We start from the raw sequence: 16,183 nt of genomic DNA on the forward strand, positions 1-16,183 counted from the left end.
CGAAATGTTACAGATTCTGAGCGTCACGCCATTCGAGAAAACACCGTTGTTTCAGCTCCTTACTCAGTCAGCAACCAACGGAGATATCAATGTCGATCCCAACCAACTGATTTTACTCTGAAACGTGTCGGACGCTTCTGACCGATGACCTTTACTTACTGCACGAAAAAAATCGATTTGGGCAACAGCCCGTTGTGATTGGAGAATCTGCCGAGGTCAACGGTAACCGCGGGTTGAGAGCGAAGAAAGCAAGAGGTTGCCGCCGGCCCGTTTCGGCTCAGGCGGCGCGCGACGCAAAAATTTCCTGGATCTTCCTGCCGATCACCGAGTAGTCGACGATCGGCTTGGCGATGAAGTCGCTGCAGCCGACCTTCAGGGCTTTTTCCCGGTATTCCTCGTTGGAAGCGGCGGTGACGGCGATGATGGGCAAATTTTTTCCCCACTCGGTCTGCCTGAGCAGCAAAGTGGCCTCGTACCCGTCCATGACGGGCATGCGGAGATCCATCAGAATCAGGTCGGGCCTGACGCGCGCGGCCACTTCCAGGGCTTCTTTCCCGTTGGACGCCGCCACAAGCTCGAAGTTACCCATACGACGAAGGCGAAAGATGAGAATGTCCTGATTGTCCGGGTTGTCGTCCACCACCAGGATCTTTCTCACGTTCGCATTCTCCTTATCGAGGTCAATGATCGCGCCTGGGGCTGTCGATCGTCGCGGAAACCGGCCGGGAGGGCATCCTGAGCGTCACGCGGGTTCCGACGTCGCGCTGGCTTTTGATCTGGAGCGAGCCGCCGAGAAAATCGGTCAAGCGGCGCGCGACCGTGAGCCCCAGCCCCAACCCTGAATATTGCCGGCGCAAGGAGGTATCCATCTGCTGAAACGGCTGGAACATGCGCTCGATATGCTGCTCCGGCATCCCGGCCCCCGTATCGGCGATTTCGATCTCCACGACGCCTCTTTCGGGCGAGTTCGCGATTTTGACTACGATCTTTTTTCCCGCCGGAGTGAACTTGATCGCGTTGTGCAGAAGATTTTGCACGACTCGACTGAGCTTGACGGTGTCGCCGACGAGGGAAGCGCCGCCGGGCGGCGCTTCGATGGCAAGCTCGATGCTTTTTTCCTGCAAGAGGCCCTCGTAACGCTTGACGCACTCCTTCAGCGTCGCGCCGACGTCGAACTCTTGATCGTTCAAAATCAGGTCGCCGGCGTTCAAAGAGGTCAGGATGAGAACGTTGTCGATCAACTCGAGCAGCTCGCCGGAATTTTTGTATACCCTCTCCAGCGCTTTCTGCTGCTGTTCGGTGAGCTGGCCGATGAGTTGATCGAGCAGGATGGAGACGAAGCCGATCACCACGCTGAGCGGCGTGCGCAGCTCGTGGGAGATGTTGGCGAGGAATTCGGATTTGACGTTTTTGAGCTCGACCCGCGCCTGTCGCCGCTCCAGCGCGCGCCGAACCAGCGCCAGGATATGGTTCACGTCGAAAGGCTTCGAGATATAATCGAAGGCGCCCAAGCGCAATCCTTCGACGGCCGTATCCATCGAGCCGTATCCGGTGATGATGATCGCCTCGATATCCGGGTCATGCTGTTTGATCTTCTCCAACACCTTGGTGCCGGAGAGGCCGGGCATCTTGAGATCGAGAGTCACAAGATCGACGGGGATCAGATTGAGCATCTCGATCGCGTCCTGTGCCTTTTCCACCGCATAGACGTTGTAGTACGGCTTCAGAATCACCCGGAGCGATTCGCGGGGGCCGATTTCGTCGTCGACGACCAGAATGTTAGGTTTATCCATAGGTGCGCCCATCGATGAAGATGGACGCTCCCTAGTGGAGCAATTGATATGCCACCGGGTTGGCGATGGAACCCGTTGGAACTATAGGGGATTTTCCTGTTACGGAGAGGCGCAGGGGATAAGAAAAACCAACAAAGTTGGCGCTATCTGGACAACTTTGCGCAACCTTCGACCGGCGGGGAGTCGCTGATCTGGAGCTTTTCCATCCGGTAGCGTAAAACGCGCCGGCTGGTGCCCAAGAGAGAGGCCGCTTTGGTCTGATTGAACCCCGTTCTCTGGAGCGCGCGCAAAATGATCGCGCGCTCGAACTCGTCCACCGCCTCGCCGAGCGGGCGCGATCCTTCGAGCACCGCGTCTTTGAGAGATATCGTCGCCTCCTGGCTGCGCATCTCGCGGGGAAGATCGTCCAGCATGATGGTTTCGTGCGGGGTCAATATCGTGAGTCTCTCGATCAGATTCTCCAGCTCGCGTACGTTGCCGGGCCAGGAATGCGCGATCATGCAATCCACGACCGCGGTGGCCAATTTTTTCGCCGCGACGGAGTTGTCCCGCGCCTTGAGCTTGATGAAGTGATCCACCAGGAGCGGCACGTCCTCTTTCCGCTCGCGGAGCGCCGGCAGATAGACCGACACGACGTTCAGACGGTAAAAAAGGTCGGCGCGGAAACCGCCGCCTTTGACGAGCCTCTCCAGATCGCGGTTGCTCGCGGCGATGAACCTCACGTCCACTTTGCTTTCGTCGGTTCCGCCCAAGCGCATGAAGGTTTCGTTTTCAATCGCCCTCAGGAGCTTGGCCTGGGTCCCCAGCGGCAGCTCGCCGATCTCATCGAGAAAAAGGGTGCCGCCGTGCGCGGATTCAAAATGGCCGATTTTCCTCTGATACGCGTTGGTAAAGGCGCCTTTCTCGTAGCCGAACAGCTCGCTCTCGATCAGGCTGTCCGGCAGCGCGGCGCAGTTGACGACGACGAACGGCTTGTTGGCCCGGTCGCTGTTAAAATGGATCGCGCGCGCGATCAGCTCTTTTCCCGTCCCGCTCTCGCCGGTGACCAGCACGGTGCTCTTTCTTTTCGCCACGAGGCTCACCGTCTTGAAGATCTCCACCATGGTTTTGGAGCTTCCCACGATGTTCTCGATGCCGTATTTCCGCCCGACTTCCTCCTGCAGGCGCTCGAGCTCGCGCGAAAGATGGCTCTTTTCCAGCGCCCGATCCACGCGCAGCCTGAGCTCGTCGACGTCGAACGGCTTGGTCACGTAATCGAACGCGCCGGTCTCTTTCGCGGTGAACGCGGTCCGCGCCGTGTTCAAGGCCGTCAGCATGATCACCTGGCCTTCGGGATGGACTTTCTTGATCTGCTTGAGGGTCTCGAGACCGTCGGCGCCCGGCATGAGAATGTCGAGCAGAACGACGTCCGGCGTCTCTTCCTTGACCTTGCGGAGCCCCTCCTCGCTGGAGCGCGCTTCGTGAACGCGGAAATGCTTGCCGAAGATGAGGCGGATGGATTCCCTCACGCCGGTCTCGTCATCGACGACCAAAAGAGACACTTGACTCATGGCTCTTTGTTCCCTCCCCCTTTGTCAGCGACCGGAAGCTCGGCCCAAATCCGCGCTTTTCCGCTTTCATGATAGTCCACTTTAACCGAGCCGCCGTTGCGCTCGAGCAGGATATTGGCGAGAAGAATTCTGAGCGGCAGGGCTTCATCTCCGTTGGCCGCCGTCGCGACGCCGAGATATTCGTTCAGGGCGCCGACGCCGGCGGCCTCCCGCGAATACGAGATCGCCACCCGCCCTCCGCCCTCCACGTCCATCTGAATCTCGCTCTTCGGTCTCACCTGAGCGAGAGCCGCGCGCAGAATGTTTTTGAAGGCGAAGATAAACTGGGCCTTGTCGACGAAGACCGCCGAAGCTTCCCCCCTTTTGCCCCACTGTAAGGCCGTTTCCCTTTTGATGCACTCGGGAAGCAGCTCTTCTTCCACGCGTCTCAACTGCTCGTAGACGAGAATTCTTTCCTTTGCGGGCCGGCTGAAGCGCGAAAAATCGAGCAACGCCTCGAGCAGGTCGTCCATGCGTTGGATGTCGCCGTTCACGGTCTGCTGGAAGCGCACGCGAAAGCTCGGATCGTCGAAACGGTCGGCCAGGAGCTGGGAAAAAGTCTTCACGGTGACCATGGGATTTTTGAGCTCGTGGGCGAGCTCGCTGATGAGTATTCTGACCTCCTGCGCATGGCCGTCGCCCGGCGGCAAAGCGTCCGCCGGCTTTTTGCTCCGCGGCGCCGGCGCGTCGGGCGATTTTTGTGCCGGCGATGGCGCCGGCGGCGCGAAAGCCGTCGCGGTATTTTCGCTTGCCGATGGATCGCCCAGGATCAGATCGGGGGCGTCGATCAGCTCTTTCCTGTGCATGGCCAGAGTCCGCGCGATCACCGCCTCCATCTCGTCCAGGTTGCCGAACCACAGGTAGTTGCGGAGCCGTTCCACGGCCGCGGGAGAGAAGCTCGCCTTGCCGAGACCGATCTTCTCGGCGCATTCTTGGGCCAACCGATCGGCGAGAATCGGGATATCCGCCTGCCGGTCTCTGAGAGCCGGCAAGCGCAGGATCAACGTGGCCAATCGATAGTAGAGCGCGTCCAAGAATTCACCGTGATAGGTCTTTTCCAGCAGGTCCGCGCGCGAGGTCGAGATGAGCCACAAATCTCTTCCCCTCGACTCTTGTCCCGATAAAAAGTCCAACAAGGCGGATTGGGCCGAGAGCTTCAGGCCTTCGAGGCCGCTGAGAAACAAGGTGAGCCGCTGGGACTCGCCGCCTTCGTCGGCTAAAATCTCGGCGATCCTGGAGTCTAACTGAGGTTCGGTAACTTCCGACGCGTGCGCCGAGAGCCAGGGTCCGGCGCGGTCGTTGAGCGCATGGACCGCGCGCGCCACGCGCTCTTGACCGCATCCCGGTTCCGCCAAGACGAGCAGCGGAAAAGGCGTCCGGGCAAAATTCTTCGCCGCGGTGGCGACGGACGCCGGCACAAAAGGATAGTCGAGATAGCGCGCGGCGTCGCCGGCGGACGTCCAAGCCGTGGACAAGAGCCGCGGCGCCGCGGAAGCCTCGGCGAGCAGGCCCGATACTTTTTCTTTCAGCTCATAAGGATTGAACGGCTTGGCCAGACATTCCGCGTTGGCATGAGGTATCCTGACCGCCGCCGCGGTCCGGGAATCGACCAGAAAGAGGATGGGACAGGAGAACCGCTCCGCTATATCGGAGAATACTGAAGGGTGTCGGGCCGACGCGGGCGAAACGCCGACGATCAAAAGCTCGATGCCAGAGTCGCGATCGGGACCGGCGTCTTCCAGCGACGCTCTTTGCCCCACGGCGAAATCCCGCCCCAGAACCAATGCGATCGTTTCTCGAACAGCCTGAGACTCATCAACGACCAGGATCTTCTTCATTGATGACTTGGGGAACGCGCTGCGGCGTTTTCGACGGGAAATAGCTCAGCGGCAGACGGATGAAAAAGCTCGTTCCGCGGCCGACCTCGCTTTCGACGACCATGTACCCGCCGTGCTCTTTGATGATCTGGTGGGAGATCGACAGGCCCAGTCCGCTGCCGTCTTTCTTGGTCGTGAAAAATGGATTGAAGATGTTCTCGAGATCTTTTTCCGGGATCCCGATGCCCGTGTCCCGCACTTCGATCTGGACAAACCGCTTCGCCCCGTTCTCGCCGAACAGATGCGTTCCGATCTCCACCGAGCCGCCGCTTTCGATCGATTGAATCGCGTTTAGAATTAGGTTCATGCATACCTGTTTTATCTGTTCTTTGTCAATAAATATTTTCGGCAGTCTCGGCGCCATGTGGAGGCCGATCTTCACGTCTTTTTCCTTGGCTTGGCTTTGCAGGATGCGGGCGATGTTGCCGACGATCTCATTGATGTCCTGCGCCGACATGTTGGGCGTGGACGGGCGCGCAAAGCTCAAGAGGTCGTTGACCAGGCCGCAGATCCGGTCGACTTCTTTCATCGCCAGCGATTGGAACAGCTCGCGAAACTCCTGGTCCTGGTAGCGCTCGGGCAAAAGTTGGGTGAAGGTCCGGATCGCCACCAGCGGGTTGCGGATCTCGTGCGCCAGCCCCGCCGTCAGCATGCCCAGAGACGACAGACGGTCGGCGCGCCGGATAATGCTCTGAGACTGTTTGAGATTTTCATAGAGCCGCGCGTTCTCGATCGCGATCGCCGCCTGGTTGGCCAAGGTCGAGAGGACTTCCACATCTTCTTCCGAGTACATCTCCTTCCCCTCTCGGTGGCCCAGATTGAGGATGCCGATGAGCCTGTCCTTGGAGTGGATGGGGAGAGTGATCTCGGCCTGCAGCCGACGCATCTTTCTGGCCAATTTTCCGCCCCGCGTTGCGCCGTTGATCATCTCCAGCTCTTCCCTGATCAGCGCCTCGGGGCGCTTCATGATCGTTTGCGCCAGCGGCTCGTCACGCGTGATCTCCGGCACCTCGAACGGATCGGGGCCGAGGCCGACGCTGCTCTTGAGCTTGAACGACCCGTCGCTCTCTTCCAGCAGAAAAAGAGACGCCTTCGCGACTCCCAGGGCCTTCACCACGGTTTGGACCAGGGCATCGGATACGGTCTCCAAATCGACCATGGAAACCATTTCTCGGCTCGAACGCAGCAAGGTTGCCCGGTAATCGTGCTTCTTCTTGAACAAGACGCGCTCGAAAGCCTCCTCGGTGCGAAATCGGAGCTTGGGAAAGAGGAAGCCGACGAGGATGAAGAGGACCAGAGCGAACAGAGAAAACGTCGGGCTCACCTGGTTGAAGAAGATGATCTGCGTAGCCATGAGCACGAGGTAGCAAGGGATCAGCAAGATCAAGAGCTGGGAGGCGTAGATCAGACTCCTTTTGATGAAGACATTGATGTCCATCAGCCTAAATCTCACGACGGCATAGCTGAACAGAATAATATAGACGGCGACCAGGATATTGCCGTACGGCGGCAGCGGAATCCCGTACCACAGCGGAAAATTGGTGGCCCCGCCGACATAGCCTATGCCGAGCGCGACGATAAGATATCGCAGTTGGTTTCGTCTGAGGCCGCTGCACGCAAAGTATTCGCGGATCAACAGGTAGGTAAAATGAAGGACACAGTAAACGAAAAACAAGAGATAACCGTGAAAAGCCGGACCCGGGTTGGGCCAATAGGAGAATCCCTGTTTCGAAGACAGTCCTTGGATAAAAAGCCCGGAGGATAGATCTAGAACCAGGAAAATCAAGCACAGAAAGTACCCGGCCCATATCCAACGCTTCTTGCGCCTGGGCCACTGAAGAAACTCAAGGATGTGATGAAAATTGGTGACGGGAACGAATATGGCTCCGGCCATGAGCAGCCGCATCCAGAACAGCGCCTCGTCGGGGCTCACGGACAACTGCCATAGACAATATCCGTAGCTCCAGACCGACAGACTCAGGCAGAAGAAGGCATACGTTTGATACCTGCGATCCCTGATATCCCGGGTAAGGACGTAAAATCCGAGCAGCGTTGAAGTTAACCCGTTGAGCAATCCGCTGATCGCATAAAAACTCATGGCTCAAAGCGCCTTTTCGGCAAATGCGACATTGGCTTGGTCGCCGAACGAACGGAAAATCCTCGTTCGGTTGAAACCAGCCTGCCTCATCAGCCCCCTCAACTCCTTCTCGCTGTAAAAATGGTAGATGCCTCTGACTTCTTTCAACTTGATCAGACCTGAATTGCTCAGTAGATGGCGGGCTTCCTCGACTTGCGCGTCGTTCTCGGCCACCGAAACGAAGTTGCGATAGACCTCGGAGAGATCCGTGTTCGGTTTCAAGCTGCTGATGACGATCTTGCCGCCCGGCCTGAGCACCCGGCGAAATTCTTGAATCGTCTTGCCGGGGTCTCTGAGATATGAAACCACCAGATTGCAACAAATCTGATCGAAAACGTTGTCGGCGAATGGAATTCGCGTCTCCAAATCCGAGAGGATAAATTTGGCGTCGACAAAAGCCGAACTCCGGGAGCTGAGTTCCCTATTTCTCTTGAATTCCGTCTCGACCGCATGGATCTTCTTGGAAGCTTCGTGGAGCGCCTCTTGGATAAAGTCGGCGGCGACATAGCTGATGGCGGGCTCGGTCAAATAACGAACGTTCTGGCTGACCCGGTAAAGCTGTTTCGAGACGAGGAACAGGCCGTAGTTACCGTTGCCGCAACCGGCGTCGAGGACCTTCTGCCCCGGCCATGCGGAGCCCAACAATTTGTAGATCAGGCCCAAAAGATTCCAGTAGTCATGGATGTTGATGATATATTGGAAATTGCTCAAATACTTTTTCCAGAATTCGCGCTCCTCCGCCTTGGAATATTCGTAGACATTTCTTAAAAAAGCTTTTTCCGCGGCTTGCCTGGCTTGAACGAATTTTAAATCGGGGCGGTGCACGTCGCCGTGCGTCGGACAGTTCCGGTTCAAGCGCGCCGCGGCGAAGTGAACGGCCTCTTTGAGCACCGAGTCCAGAATTTCCGCATTCTCTGAAAATCTGTGCAGGGCGTTGGGAAAAACGACAAAGGCCTTGTCCGGACAAGACATCGCCCGATAGGTGGATTGAGCTTCGCCGATGTCAACCCAGTGGTCTCTCTCTCCGACGAAGAGCGCGGTCGGCACGTGCAAGTGGCCGGCGTCCTCGACGGCGCTCGAAATAGAGGCGAGCGATCCTTGAACCGCATCGCCTAAAAATCCATCCGCATGGATGGGAAACCCCATCACGTCCAGGGTGCCATAGCGCTTGCCCTGGAGATAGTTGCCGATAAGGTCCTCTCTGTATATGGCGTTGAGGGTCGCTTGCAGATTCACCACCGGAGCCAGGAGAACCAGAAACTTTACCCGTGGATCGACGGACGCAACTTTCAATGCGACGCGCCCCGCCAAGCTGGTCGCCAATATTCCGGCTCGCAACGACGGCCAGCGCCCCTCGGCGTAGTCGAGCAATCCGAGAAAGTCATCGTTCATTTTCGTCAGGCGGGCAACGAAAATATCCCCTTCGCTTTCCCCCACATGGTCGGTCCAATCAAAACGCAAGCATTGAAATCCGTTGGCGGCAAAGTAGGCCGACATGAAAAGGTAATTTTCCTTGATATCGCCGTAAGCCGGTGGGACCAAGATCAGGCCGGCCGGAGTGGCGGCTTTCGGAACATCCAGATAGGCAATGATGGTTTTTCCCGCTCGGCTGGTCAGTTCGATCCGGGTCGTGACAAAGGTTTCCCCAGGGACCTCGAGCAGCCTTTCTTCGTGAATAATTTGCTGTTTGCTCATGATCTCAGCGTTCAGTGCGCTGCCGATGGCAGGGGAACATTCATATTTGTGGTGAGCCAAGCTTCGATCATCTCCCTTTTGAAACGCCATTGATTGCCCACTTTAAACGCCGGCAGTTTTCTTTGATTGACTAGACGGTAGACGGTGAATTTATCCACCTTTAGATAACGCGCTACCTGATCGGTCGTTAAAAGATCTTCTTGCATTTTAAACTCCTATATGGCAACATTTGGCAACTTTTTGCAATCCTATACTGTAGTTAGCTATTTTAGTCAAGCGAGGATGGGAGAGAGGATGGGAAACACGATGGGGGGCAAACAAGGATCCTTGGTCGCCCTTATTTTTCTTCTGCTTCTAATTTGGGGCGGAGATTCATTTGCCGGGGGATTTTATCTTCCTCATCAAACAGCCAGGGGCGTCGGACTTTCCAATGCGCTCACGGCGGGCGTGAACGATCCGTCTGCAGTTTATTACAACCCTGCCGCCCTAGGTGAGGTTGAGGGCAATCAGCTTTTGCTGACCGGGACTTACATCAGCATTATCAACAGCGTCGAAAACAGCGGCCGCGAAGCGGACAACGAGCATGAACACCACTTTACCGGCAGTCTTTTCGGCAATTACCATTTCACAAAGGATTTAACGTGGGGACTCGGCATTTATACGCCGTTCGGCCTCGCGACGTCATACGGCGACGGCTTCACCCGATTCGGCGCGCGACAGACAGAACTCAAAACATATTACCTGACGCCCGCCGCCTCGTGGAAATTGACCAATTTCCTTTCCGTAGGCGGGGGCTTCAGCTTTGTTCATGGCTCGGCCATCCTCTCGCGGTCCTTGTGTTTGTTCCCCGCGCCACCACCGGCCGGATGCGGGCTAGAGGAAAAGATTCGCATCACCGACAAGTCCAATGCCTATAGCTATAACGTCGGCATCCTGGTGAAGCCCATGGAGTCGGTAAAGATCGGCTTCAGTTACCGCGGACGCGCCGATTTGCACTTCGACGATGCCGATACCAAGTTCAGCGGCGCCCTGGGCGCTGCGAAATTGAAAGCGAATGTTCGCCCCATCCCCTTGCCTGCGATTATCAATCTCGGCTTGTTCTGGCAGATAACCCCGTCCTGGGGCGCGGAGATCGTCTACGAGTACCAGCGCTGGAGCGAGTTCAAGGATATCCGGGCGACCTTATCGAGAAGCCCTTTCCTGGGCTTTCCGAGATCCTTTACTCTCAACGAGAGCTGGCAGAATAGTAATACCCTGCGGTTCGGGAGCTTCTACCGCGTAACCAAAAACATCGAGCTAAGAGGAGGCATCGGCCTCGAGGAAACCCCCATCCCCAATAAAACCTTGAACCCTGCGATTCCCGGCGCGGATCTTCTCACTCTCAACGGCGGCCTGGGATACAAGTGGGAAAAATTTTTCGTCGATCTGGGATACCAGGCGGTCTTCTATGAGACGCGGAGGGTTCGCAATTCGGAGTTGGAGGGCGGGACCGCTCCCGGCTCGCCGTTCGCCGGCGCTCCGGGCAAAGACAAGTACAAGACTTTCAATAACTTTGTTTCCGTGTCCTTGGGCTACCGCTTTTGATTAACATTCCAGAAAATTATTCGATAAGTCCCCAACGGAGCGCGATAGCCACGGCGTTGTGTGTATTTCGCGCATACAGTTTTTTCTTGATTACCTCGACATGTTTCTTAACAGTGCGCTCTGTAATACCCAAGCTGTGCCCAATCTCCTTTTGCTCGAATCCCCAGGACAGCAGCTTAAGGATTTCCTTCTTCTTCTCGTCATGCAAAATTGGCATGGCGTAGCTTCGTCTAAATGCTACGGCGACACATGGAACTAGCGCGGCGAACGTCTCGAATTTATTGCGACATTCCTCTTCAGAGTTCATTGCCAAGGAAAAGTAGCTACCTACTTTACCCTCCACCTCGATTGCTCCTCCCGCCATTGTGTGTTCGAGGCCGTAGGACACCGCCTGCTTGACATACGTCGGATCAAACTGGTCACCCAACCGACTAAAGACATCAGCCCAGTACTGACAGCGTCGGGTGCGTAACCACTCCTGGAGCAGCGTATCCCGCTGTGGCATTCCGCTTGAAAAGTACCAGTTGAGAAATGCTCGAGGGTAATCTATATCGCCGACACGCGCGGCGGCAAGTGTAGTCGGACTCCCCCAACCGTAGACCATGCAGCGGTACGGAACTATTTCTCGAAAGTACAGCAGCAGCCTTTGAAATTGTTTGGGCGTGTGGCATTTAGCCGCGTATTCCATGAACGTATCGAGCCCATCTTTTCGCTCGCGGCCGTCCTTCTCGCGTGCTAGAATCTTACGCATAGCGCCCACGGCAGCTTCCCGCTTACGCAATACTTCAATTGACTGCTTCGTAGTTCCGAACGATAGAATAACCTACCCTTGCCTCGCTGGTCCCGGATGCTGGGTGTCTGTAGGGACAACTGGCAAAAAGACATATTGTCGTCCGTCGTTCGTGCGGATATACAGGGGAACGGCATATGTACGCTGACTCTGCGGATGCATCCATAGCAAGAAAGGTCCTCTATAGCAACCGAATACTTCTGGCAGAGTAGCGCGGCTTTTTTAGCTCATACACTAGCGTTCTCGTCAACCTCATTGGGGTAGCTGCGATGACCTTATATCAGCTCGAGGTCTTCGACCGCGTGGCAAAGCTCCGTAGCTTTACCAAGGCCGCAAAAGAGCTACAGATCGGCCAGCCCACTGTTTCCTCCCTTGTGGACAGGCTGCAGGGAGAATTGGGGATCAAGCTGTTCGAGAGAATCGGGACCGTGAGTCACCTCACCGAGGCTGGAACGAGATTACTCCAGACAGCCCAAAACATCCTGACACTCATCCAGGAAACCAGAGATGCAATGGAGGAACTGAAAGGGTTGAGAAAAGGAAAAATCAGAGTGGGCGGTTCAAGTATCGCGGCCGCATTATTTCTTCCCGTAGCGACCCAAGCATTCAAAAAAGATCACCCTCAATGTGAGCTTATCTTAGGAATCGAGAGAAGCGATACCTTGGAAAAACAACTCTTAGAGGGAGATCTCGATGTGGCTATCATGGGATGGCGGCCAAACTCTACGCAGCTAGTCAGCGACGCCTTCCGTGCGGAAGAGATCGTAGCTATTGCACCACCCGGTCACGCGCTTGCCAAGAAATGCCGCGTTTCTCTAAACCTTATCGCTAAAGAACCGCTGATTCTCCCAGGAAAAGGCGCGGCGGTGCGCGGTCTCGTCGAACGAAGATTTATCGACGCGAAGCTGTCATTTACGCCTGTTTTAGAGGTCAATGGCCGAGTCGGCTGCAAGGATGCCATCAAAAGCGCGGTGGCGAATGGTCTCGGCATTGGATTCCTACCGAAGTGTCACGTTAACGCAGAGGTTGAAGCGGGGCGCTTGAAATTTTTAAATGCTTACGAGCTGCACTTGAAACAGACCATGTATATCGTCATTCATAAAAAGAGAAAGAATTTGGAGTTTGTCCGGGCGTTTGTCGATTTCTTGAAGCGACACAACCGATGGGTCTGAAGAGACTACATCGAATCACCTCTTTTGTGCTTTTTCGACCTTCGCCCATGAGTCGCGCAGCGTAACCGTGCGGTTGAATACCAGCCTCCGTTCGGTCGAATCCACGGCATCCACGCAAAAGTAACCCAGCCTCTCAAACTGGTAGCGGCTTCCGGGCGCCGCGCCGGCCAGAAACGGCTCGACCCGACAAGATGTCAAGGTGTCGAGCGAGTTGGGATTGATATTGCTCGTCCAATTCACGCCCTCTTCGACATCGTCCGGATTTTCCGCGCTAAAGAGATGGTCGTAGAGCCGCGCCTCGGCCTCGATTGCGTGCGCGGCCGAGACCCAATGGAGCGTCGCCTTGACTTTGCGGCCGCTCTGCGCCGAGCCGCTCTTGGTCTCGGGATCGTAAGTGCAGCGCAGCTCGGTCACCGCGCCGGTCGTCGGATCCTTCACGACATCGACGCACTTGATGATGTACGCGTAGCGAAGCCGTACCTCCTTGCCCGGAGAGAGACGAAAAAAACCTTTGGGGGGCTCTTCACGGAAATCATCCTGCTCGATATAGAGCACCCGTGAAAACGGAACTTTCCGCGTTCCCATGCCGGGATCTTCGGGATTGTTGACTGCGTCCAACTCCTCCACTTGGTTTTCCGGATAGTTGATGATCACGACGCGAAGCGGACGCAGCACCGCCATCGCGCGCGGCGCGCGCCGGTTCAAATCTTCGCGCACGCAATGCTCGAGCATGGCGATATCGACGACGCTGTTGCGCTTGGCGACGCCGATGCGGTCGCAAAACGTCCGGATCGACTCCGGCGTGTAGCCGAGCCGGCGAATGCCGGCGAGCGTGGGCATCCGCGGATCGTCCCAGCCGGCGACGTGCCCCTGCTGCACCAGTTGCAGGAGCTTCCGCTTGCTGAGGACCGTGTGCGTAAGATTGAGGCGGGCGAATTCGATCTGCTGCGGATGATGGATGCCCAACTGGTCGAGAAACCAGTCGTACAGCGGCCGATGGTCTTCGAACTCCAGGGTACAGATGGAGTGCGTGGTGCCCTCGATCGAATCCGACTGTCCGTGAGCGAAGTCGTAAGTGGGATAGATGCACCATCGATCGCCGGTGCGGTGATGCGCCGCGTGAAGGATGCGGTACATGACCGGGTCGCGCATGTTCAGATTGGGCGAAGCCATGTTGATCTTCGCCCTGAGCGTGCGCGCGCCGTCAGGAAACTCGCCCGCCCGCATGCGCCGGAACAAATCCAGATTCTCCTCGACCGAGCGATTTCGAAACGGGCTGTCCTTGCCGGGCAGGGTTAAAGTGCCGCGGTACTCGCGAATCTGCTCCGCGCTCAGGTCGCAGACGTAGGCCTTCCCCGCCTCGATCAACTGCAAAGCATATTGATAGAGCCGCTCGAAGTAATCCGATGCGTAGTATTCTCTATCGTCCCAATCGAAGCCGAGCCAACGGACGTCCGACTTGATCGACTCAACGTATTCGACGTCTTCTTTGCTCGGGTTGGTGTCGTCGAACCGCAGGTTGCAAAGCCCGCGGAATTCGGCGGCCAGACCGAAATTCAGGCAAATCGATTTGGCGTGGCCGATGTGCAGGTAACCGTTGGGTTCTGGGGGAAAGCGCGTGTGAACCCGGCCGCCGTTTTTATTTTCGCTCAGATCTTCCGCGATGATATTGCGGATAAAATGTGACGGCAGATCCGGTTCGTTGATGGCCATGGATCGAGACCTCTTGAGCATCGGAGACGTTCGTTATTTTTCATATTAACACAAGTTGCGACCGAATTCTGAAATTCAGGGATCGATTTGAGCCGGCTTCCGTTGACTTCGCTTCGCGCTCCCTGTTAGCGTGAACTTTATGACGGTTCGCACGCGTTTTGCTCCGAGTCCCACCGGATATCTCCACATCGGCGGCGCGCGCACCGCGCTCTTCAACTATCTTTTCGCCCGGCGGCACGGCGGTAAGTTTATCCTGCGCATCGAGGACACCGACCGCGAACGATCGACGCCCGAGGCCATCGCAGCGATCGTCGATGCGTTGACGTGGCTCGAGCTTGATTGGGATGAGGGACCTTTCTTCCAGACCCAGCGCTATCCCCTTTACCAGGAGAAGATCCGGGAACTACTGGCGGCGCGGAAAGCGTACCCGTGCACGTGCACGGCCGAAGAACTGGACGCCAAGCGCCAGGCGGCGATGAAAGAAAAAAGAAAGCCGATGTACGACGGCACGTGCCGCCCGAAGGACGGAAAGATTCCTCCTCTCCCGGAAGGCAAGCCCTACACGATCCGCTTCCTCTCGCCGCAAAGCGGCACAACGGTCGTGGAAGACGCGGTCAAGGGACCCGTCGTCTTCGACAACCGGGAGCTGGACGATCTCATCATAGCACGCTCCGACGGGACGCCGACGTATAACTTCTGCGTGGTCGTGGACGACATCGACATGCAGATCACGCATATCATCCGCGGCGACGATCATCTGGCGAATACGCCGCGGCAGATCCTGCTGTACCAGGCGTTGGGCCGCACGCCGCCCGAGTTCGCCCACGTGCCGCTGATTCTCGGCCTCGACAAAGCGCGCCTCAGCAAACGTCACGGCGCCACCTCGGTGACCGCTTACCGCGACATGGGATACTTTCCGGAGGCGCTGAGCAATTACCTGGTTCGTCTCGGCTGGTCGCACGGCGACCAGGAAATCTTTTCGCGCGCCGAGCTCATCGAAAAATTCTCGCTCGAGGCCGTGGGAAAATCCGCGGGAGTTTTCAACCCGGAGAAACTCCTCTGGCTGAACTCTCACTATCTCAAAAACCGCTCGCTCTCCCGGCTCGCCGAGGAGATTGTTCCTTTTATCAAAGCCAAGGGCTACGCGGTGCCCGAAGACCGGCTCTGGCTCGAAAAGATGATCGCGACGCTGAGAGAGCGGGCCAAGACGCTGGTGAAGCTGGTAGAGATGGCCCACTTCTATTTATCCGATGACATTTCATACGATGAGAAAGCGGCGAAGAAATTTCTCACCGTGGAAATCCGCGAGCCGCTCGCGGAGCTGAGCGAAAAGCTGGCCGCTCTGACGGACTTCAGCGAGGCCGGCATCGAGCAGGTCTTTACGCAAATTCTCGAGCAACGAAATCTTCCGCTGGGGAAGCTCGCTCAGCCGGTCCGGGTCGCGTTGACCGGTTCGACCATGAGTCCCGGCATCTACGAGGTAATCGCCGTGTTGGGAAAAGAGCGCACGCTGAAGCGCCTCAAACGCGCGTTGGAACACATCGAGCGTCTTTGAGCTGAACCCGGATCGACCTTGACTCTCCGCCGCGATTCTTTTAATTTAATTATTCTCGATTGAGGAGTCGGCTAATTGGTAAGCCACCTGACTCTGGATCAGGCGATTGTAGGTTCGAGTCCTACCTCCTCAGCCACGGTCCCATCGTCTAGCGGTTAGGACACCGGCCTCTCACGTCGGTAACGCGGGTTCGATTCCCGCTGGGACCACCATATTGCCCGCCTTTTTTTGCCGGAGAGCAACTCGCGCGCGACCGGTGGTTCATCAGTCTTCGGACT

12 protein-coding genes and 2 tRNA genes are annotated in these 16,183 nt (G+C 56.7%); 5 read left to right on the top strand and 9 right to left on the bottom strand.

Going from position 1 to position 16,183, the window contains the following annotated elements; translation table 11 throughout:
- Window positions 1-277 precede the first annotated feature (277 nt).
- From VGL70_08435 to VGL70_08465, 7 genes are all read right to left on the bottom strand, one after another.
- Window positions 278-658, bottom strand: a complete 381-nt coding sequence (locus VGL70_08435; protein HEY3303544.1) for a response regulator — start codon at window positions 656-658, stop codon at window positions 278-280.
- A 22-nt stretch (window positions 659-680) separates the two neighbouring features.
- Window positions 681-1,793, bottom strand: coding sequence for an ATP-binding protein (locus tag VGL70_08440; GenBank protein ID HEY3303545.1), 1,113 nt, complete (start codon window positions 1,791-1,793; stop codon window positions 681-683).
- A gap of 143 nt (window positions 1,794-1,936) precedes the next feature.
- A complete protein-coding gene (locus VGL70_08445; GenBank protein HEY3303546.1) occupies window positions 1,937-3,343 on the bottom strand; it encodes a sigma-54 dependent transcriptional regulator in 1,407 nt (468 codons plus the stop codon).
- Complete coding sequence (locus tag VGL70_08450) at window positions 3,340-5,220, bottom strand: histidine kinase dimerization/phospho-acceptor domain-containing protein (protein ID HEY3303547.1); 1,881 nt, start codon at window positions 5,218-5,220, stop codon at window positions 3,340-3,342. Before VGL70_08450 ends, VGL70_08445 begins: the two co-directional genes overlap by 4 nt.
- Window positions 5,198-7,357: an ATP-binding protein gene (locus VGL70_08455; protein HEY3303548.1), complete on the bottom strand. Its 2,160-nt coding sequence runs from the start codon at window positions 7,355-7,357 to the stop codon at window positions 5,198-5,200. The genes VGL70_08450 and VGL70_08455 overlap by 23 nt, the downstream gene beginning before the upstream one ends.
- 3 nt (window positions 7,358-7,360) lie before the next feature.
- Entirely contained in the window at window positions 7,361-9,091 is a 1,731-nt protein-coding gene (locus VGL70_08460; protein HEY3303549.1) for a methyltransferase domain-containing protein, read from the bottom strand.
- An 11-nt stretch (window positions 9,092-9,102) separates the two neighbouring features.
- On the bottom strand, window positions 9,103-9,297 hold the full coding sequence (locus tag VGL70_08465) for a helix-turn-helix domain-containing protein (GenBank protein HEY3303550.1): 195 nt from the start codon (window positions 9,295-9,297) through the stop codon (window positions 9,103-9,105).
- 88 nt (window positions 9,298-9,385) lie between these two features.
- Here VGL70_08465 and VGL70_08470 point away from each other — a divergent pair, with 88 nt between their 5' ends.
- Window positions 9,386-10,675, top strand: coding sequence for an outer membrane protein transport protein (locus VGL70_08470; GenBank protein HEY3303551.1), 1,290 nt, complete (start codon window positions 9,386-9,388; stop codon window positions 10,673-10,675).
- 16 nt (window positions 10,676-10,691) lie between these two features.
- Here VGL70_08470 and VGL70_08475 read toward each other — a convergent pair whose 3' ends face one another.
- Complete coding sequence (locus VGL70_08475) at window positions 10,692-11,426, bottom strand: LuxR C-terminal-related transcriptional regulator (GenBank protein HEY3303552.1); 735 nt, start codon at window positions 11,424-11,426, stop codon at window positions 10,692-10,694.
- Between the two features lie 308 nt (window positions 11,427-11,734).
- Here VGL70_08475 and VGL70_08480 point away from each other — a divergent pair, with 308 nt between their 5' ends.
- Complete coding sequence (locus VGL70_08480; GenBank protein ID HEY3303553.1) at window positions 11,735-12,637, top strand: LysR family transcriptional regulator; 903 nt, start codon at window positions 11,735-11,737, stop codon at window positions 12,635-12,637.
- Window positions 12,638-12,652: 15 nt separating this feature from the next.
- Here VGL70_08480 and VGL70_08485 read toward each other — a convergent pair whose 3' ends face one another.
- The gene (locus VGL70_08485) at window positions 12,653-14,350 is read right to left on the bottom strand and encodes a glutamine--tRNA ligase/YqeY domain fusion protein (GenBank protein HEY3303554.1); all 1,698 of its coding nucleotides are present in this window, start codon (window positions 14,348-14,350) and stop codon (window positions 12,653-12,655) included.
- 139 nt (window positions 14,351-14,489) lie between these two features.
- Between VGL70_08485 and gltX the strand changes: the two genes are divergently transcribed.
- From gltX to VGL70_08500, 3 genes are all read left to right on the top strand, one after another.
- Window positions 14,490-15,905, top strand: a complete 1,416-nt coding sequence (gltX, locus tag VGL70_08490; GenBank protein HEY3303555.1) for a glutamate--tRNA ligase — start codon at window positions 14,490-14,492, stop codon at window positions 15,903-15,905.
- Between the two features lie 60 nt (window positions 15,906-15,965).
- Window positions 15,966-16,041, top strand: a tRNA-Gln gene (locus VGL70_08495).
- Window position 16,042: 1 nt separating this feature from the next.
- A tRNA-Glu gene (locus VGL70_08500) sits at window positions 16,043-16,117 on the top strand.
- Window positions 16,118-16,183: the final 66 nt, after the last annotated feature.

The organism is Candidatus Binatia bacterium, assembly GCA_036504975.1.
GTDB lineage: Bacteria > Desulfobacterota > Binatia > UBA9968 > UBA9968 > JAJPJQ01.

Coding starts and splice junctions, on each gene's coding strand:
- VGL70_08460 (HEY3303549.1), bottom strand. CDS start 9,091: ATGAGCAAACAGCAAATTATTCACGAAGAAAGGCTGCTCGAGGTCCCT.
- VGL70_08465 (HEY3303550.1), bottom strand. CDS start 9,297: ATGCAAGAAGATCTTTTAACGACCGATCAGGTAGCGCGTTATCTAAAG.
- VGL70_08480 (HEY3303553.1), top strand. CDS start 11,735: ATGACCTTATATCAGCTCGAGGTCTTCGACCGCGTGGCAAAGCTCCGT.
- VGL70_08445 (HEY3303546.1), bottom strand. CDS start 3,343: ATGAGTCAAGTGTCTCTTTTGGTCGTCGATGACGAGACCGGCGTGAGG.
- VGL70_08455 (HEY3303548.1), bottom strand. CDS start 7,357: ATGAGTTTTTATGCGATCAGCGGATTGCTCAACGGGTTAACTTCAACG.
- gltX (HEY3303555.1), top strand. CDS start 14,490: ATGACGGTTCGCACGCGTTTTGCTCCGAGTCCCACCGGATATCTCCAC.
- VGL70_08440 (HEY3303545.1), bottom strand. CDS start 1,793: ATGGATAAACCTAACATTCTGGTCGTCGACGACGAAATCGGCCCCCGC.
- VGL70_08475 (HEY3303552.1), bottom strand. CDS start 11,426: ATGCGTAAGATTCTAGCACGCGAGAAGGACGGCCGCGAGCGAAAAGAT.
- VGL70_08450 (HEY3303547.1), bottom strand. CDS start 5,220: ATGAAGAAGATCCTGGTCGTTGATGAGTCTCAGGCTGTTCGAGAAACG.
- VGL70_08485 (HEY3303554.1), bottom strand. CDS start 14,350: ATGGCCATCAACGAACCGGATCTGCCGTCACATTTTATCCGCAATATC.
- VGL70_08470 (HEY3303551.1), top strand. CDS start 9,386: ATGGGAAACACGATGGGGGGCAAACAAGGATCCTTGGTCGCCCTTATT.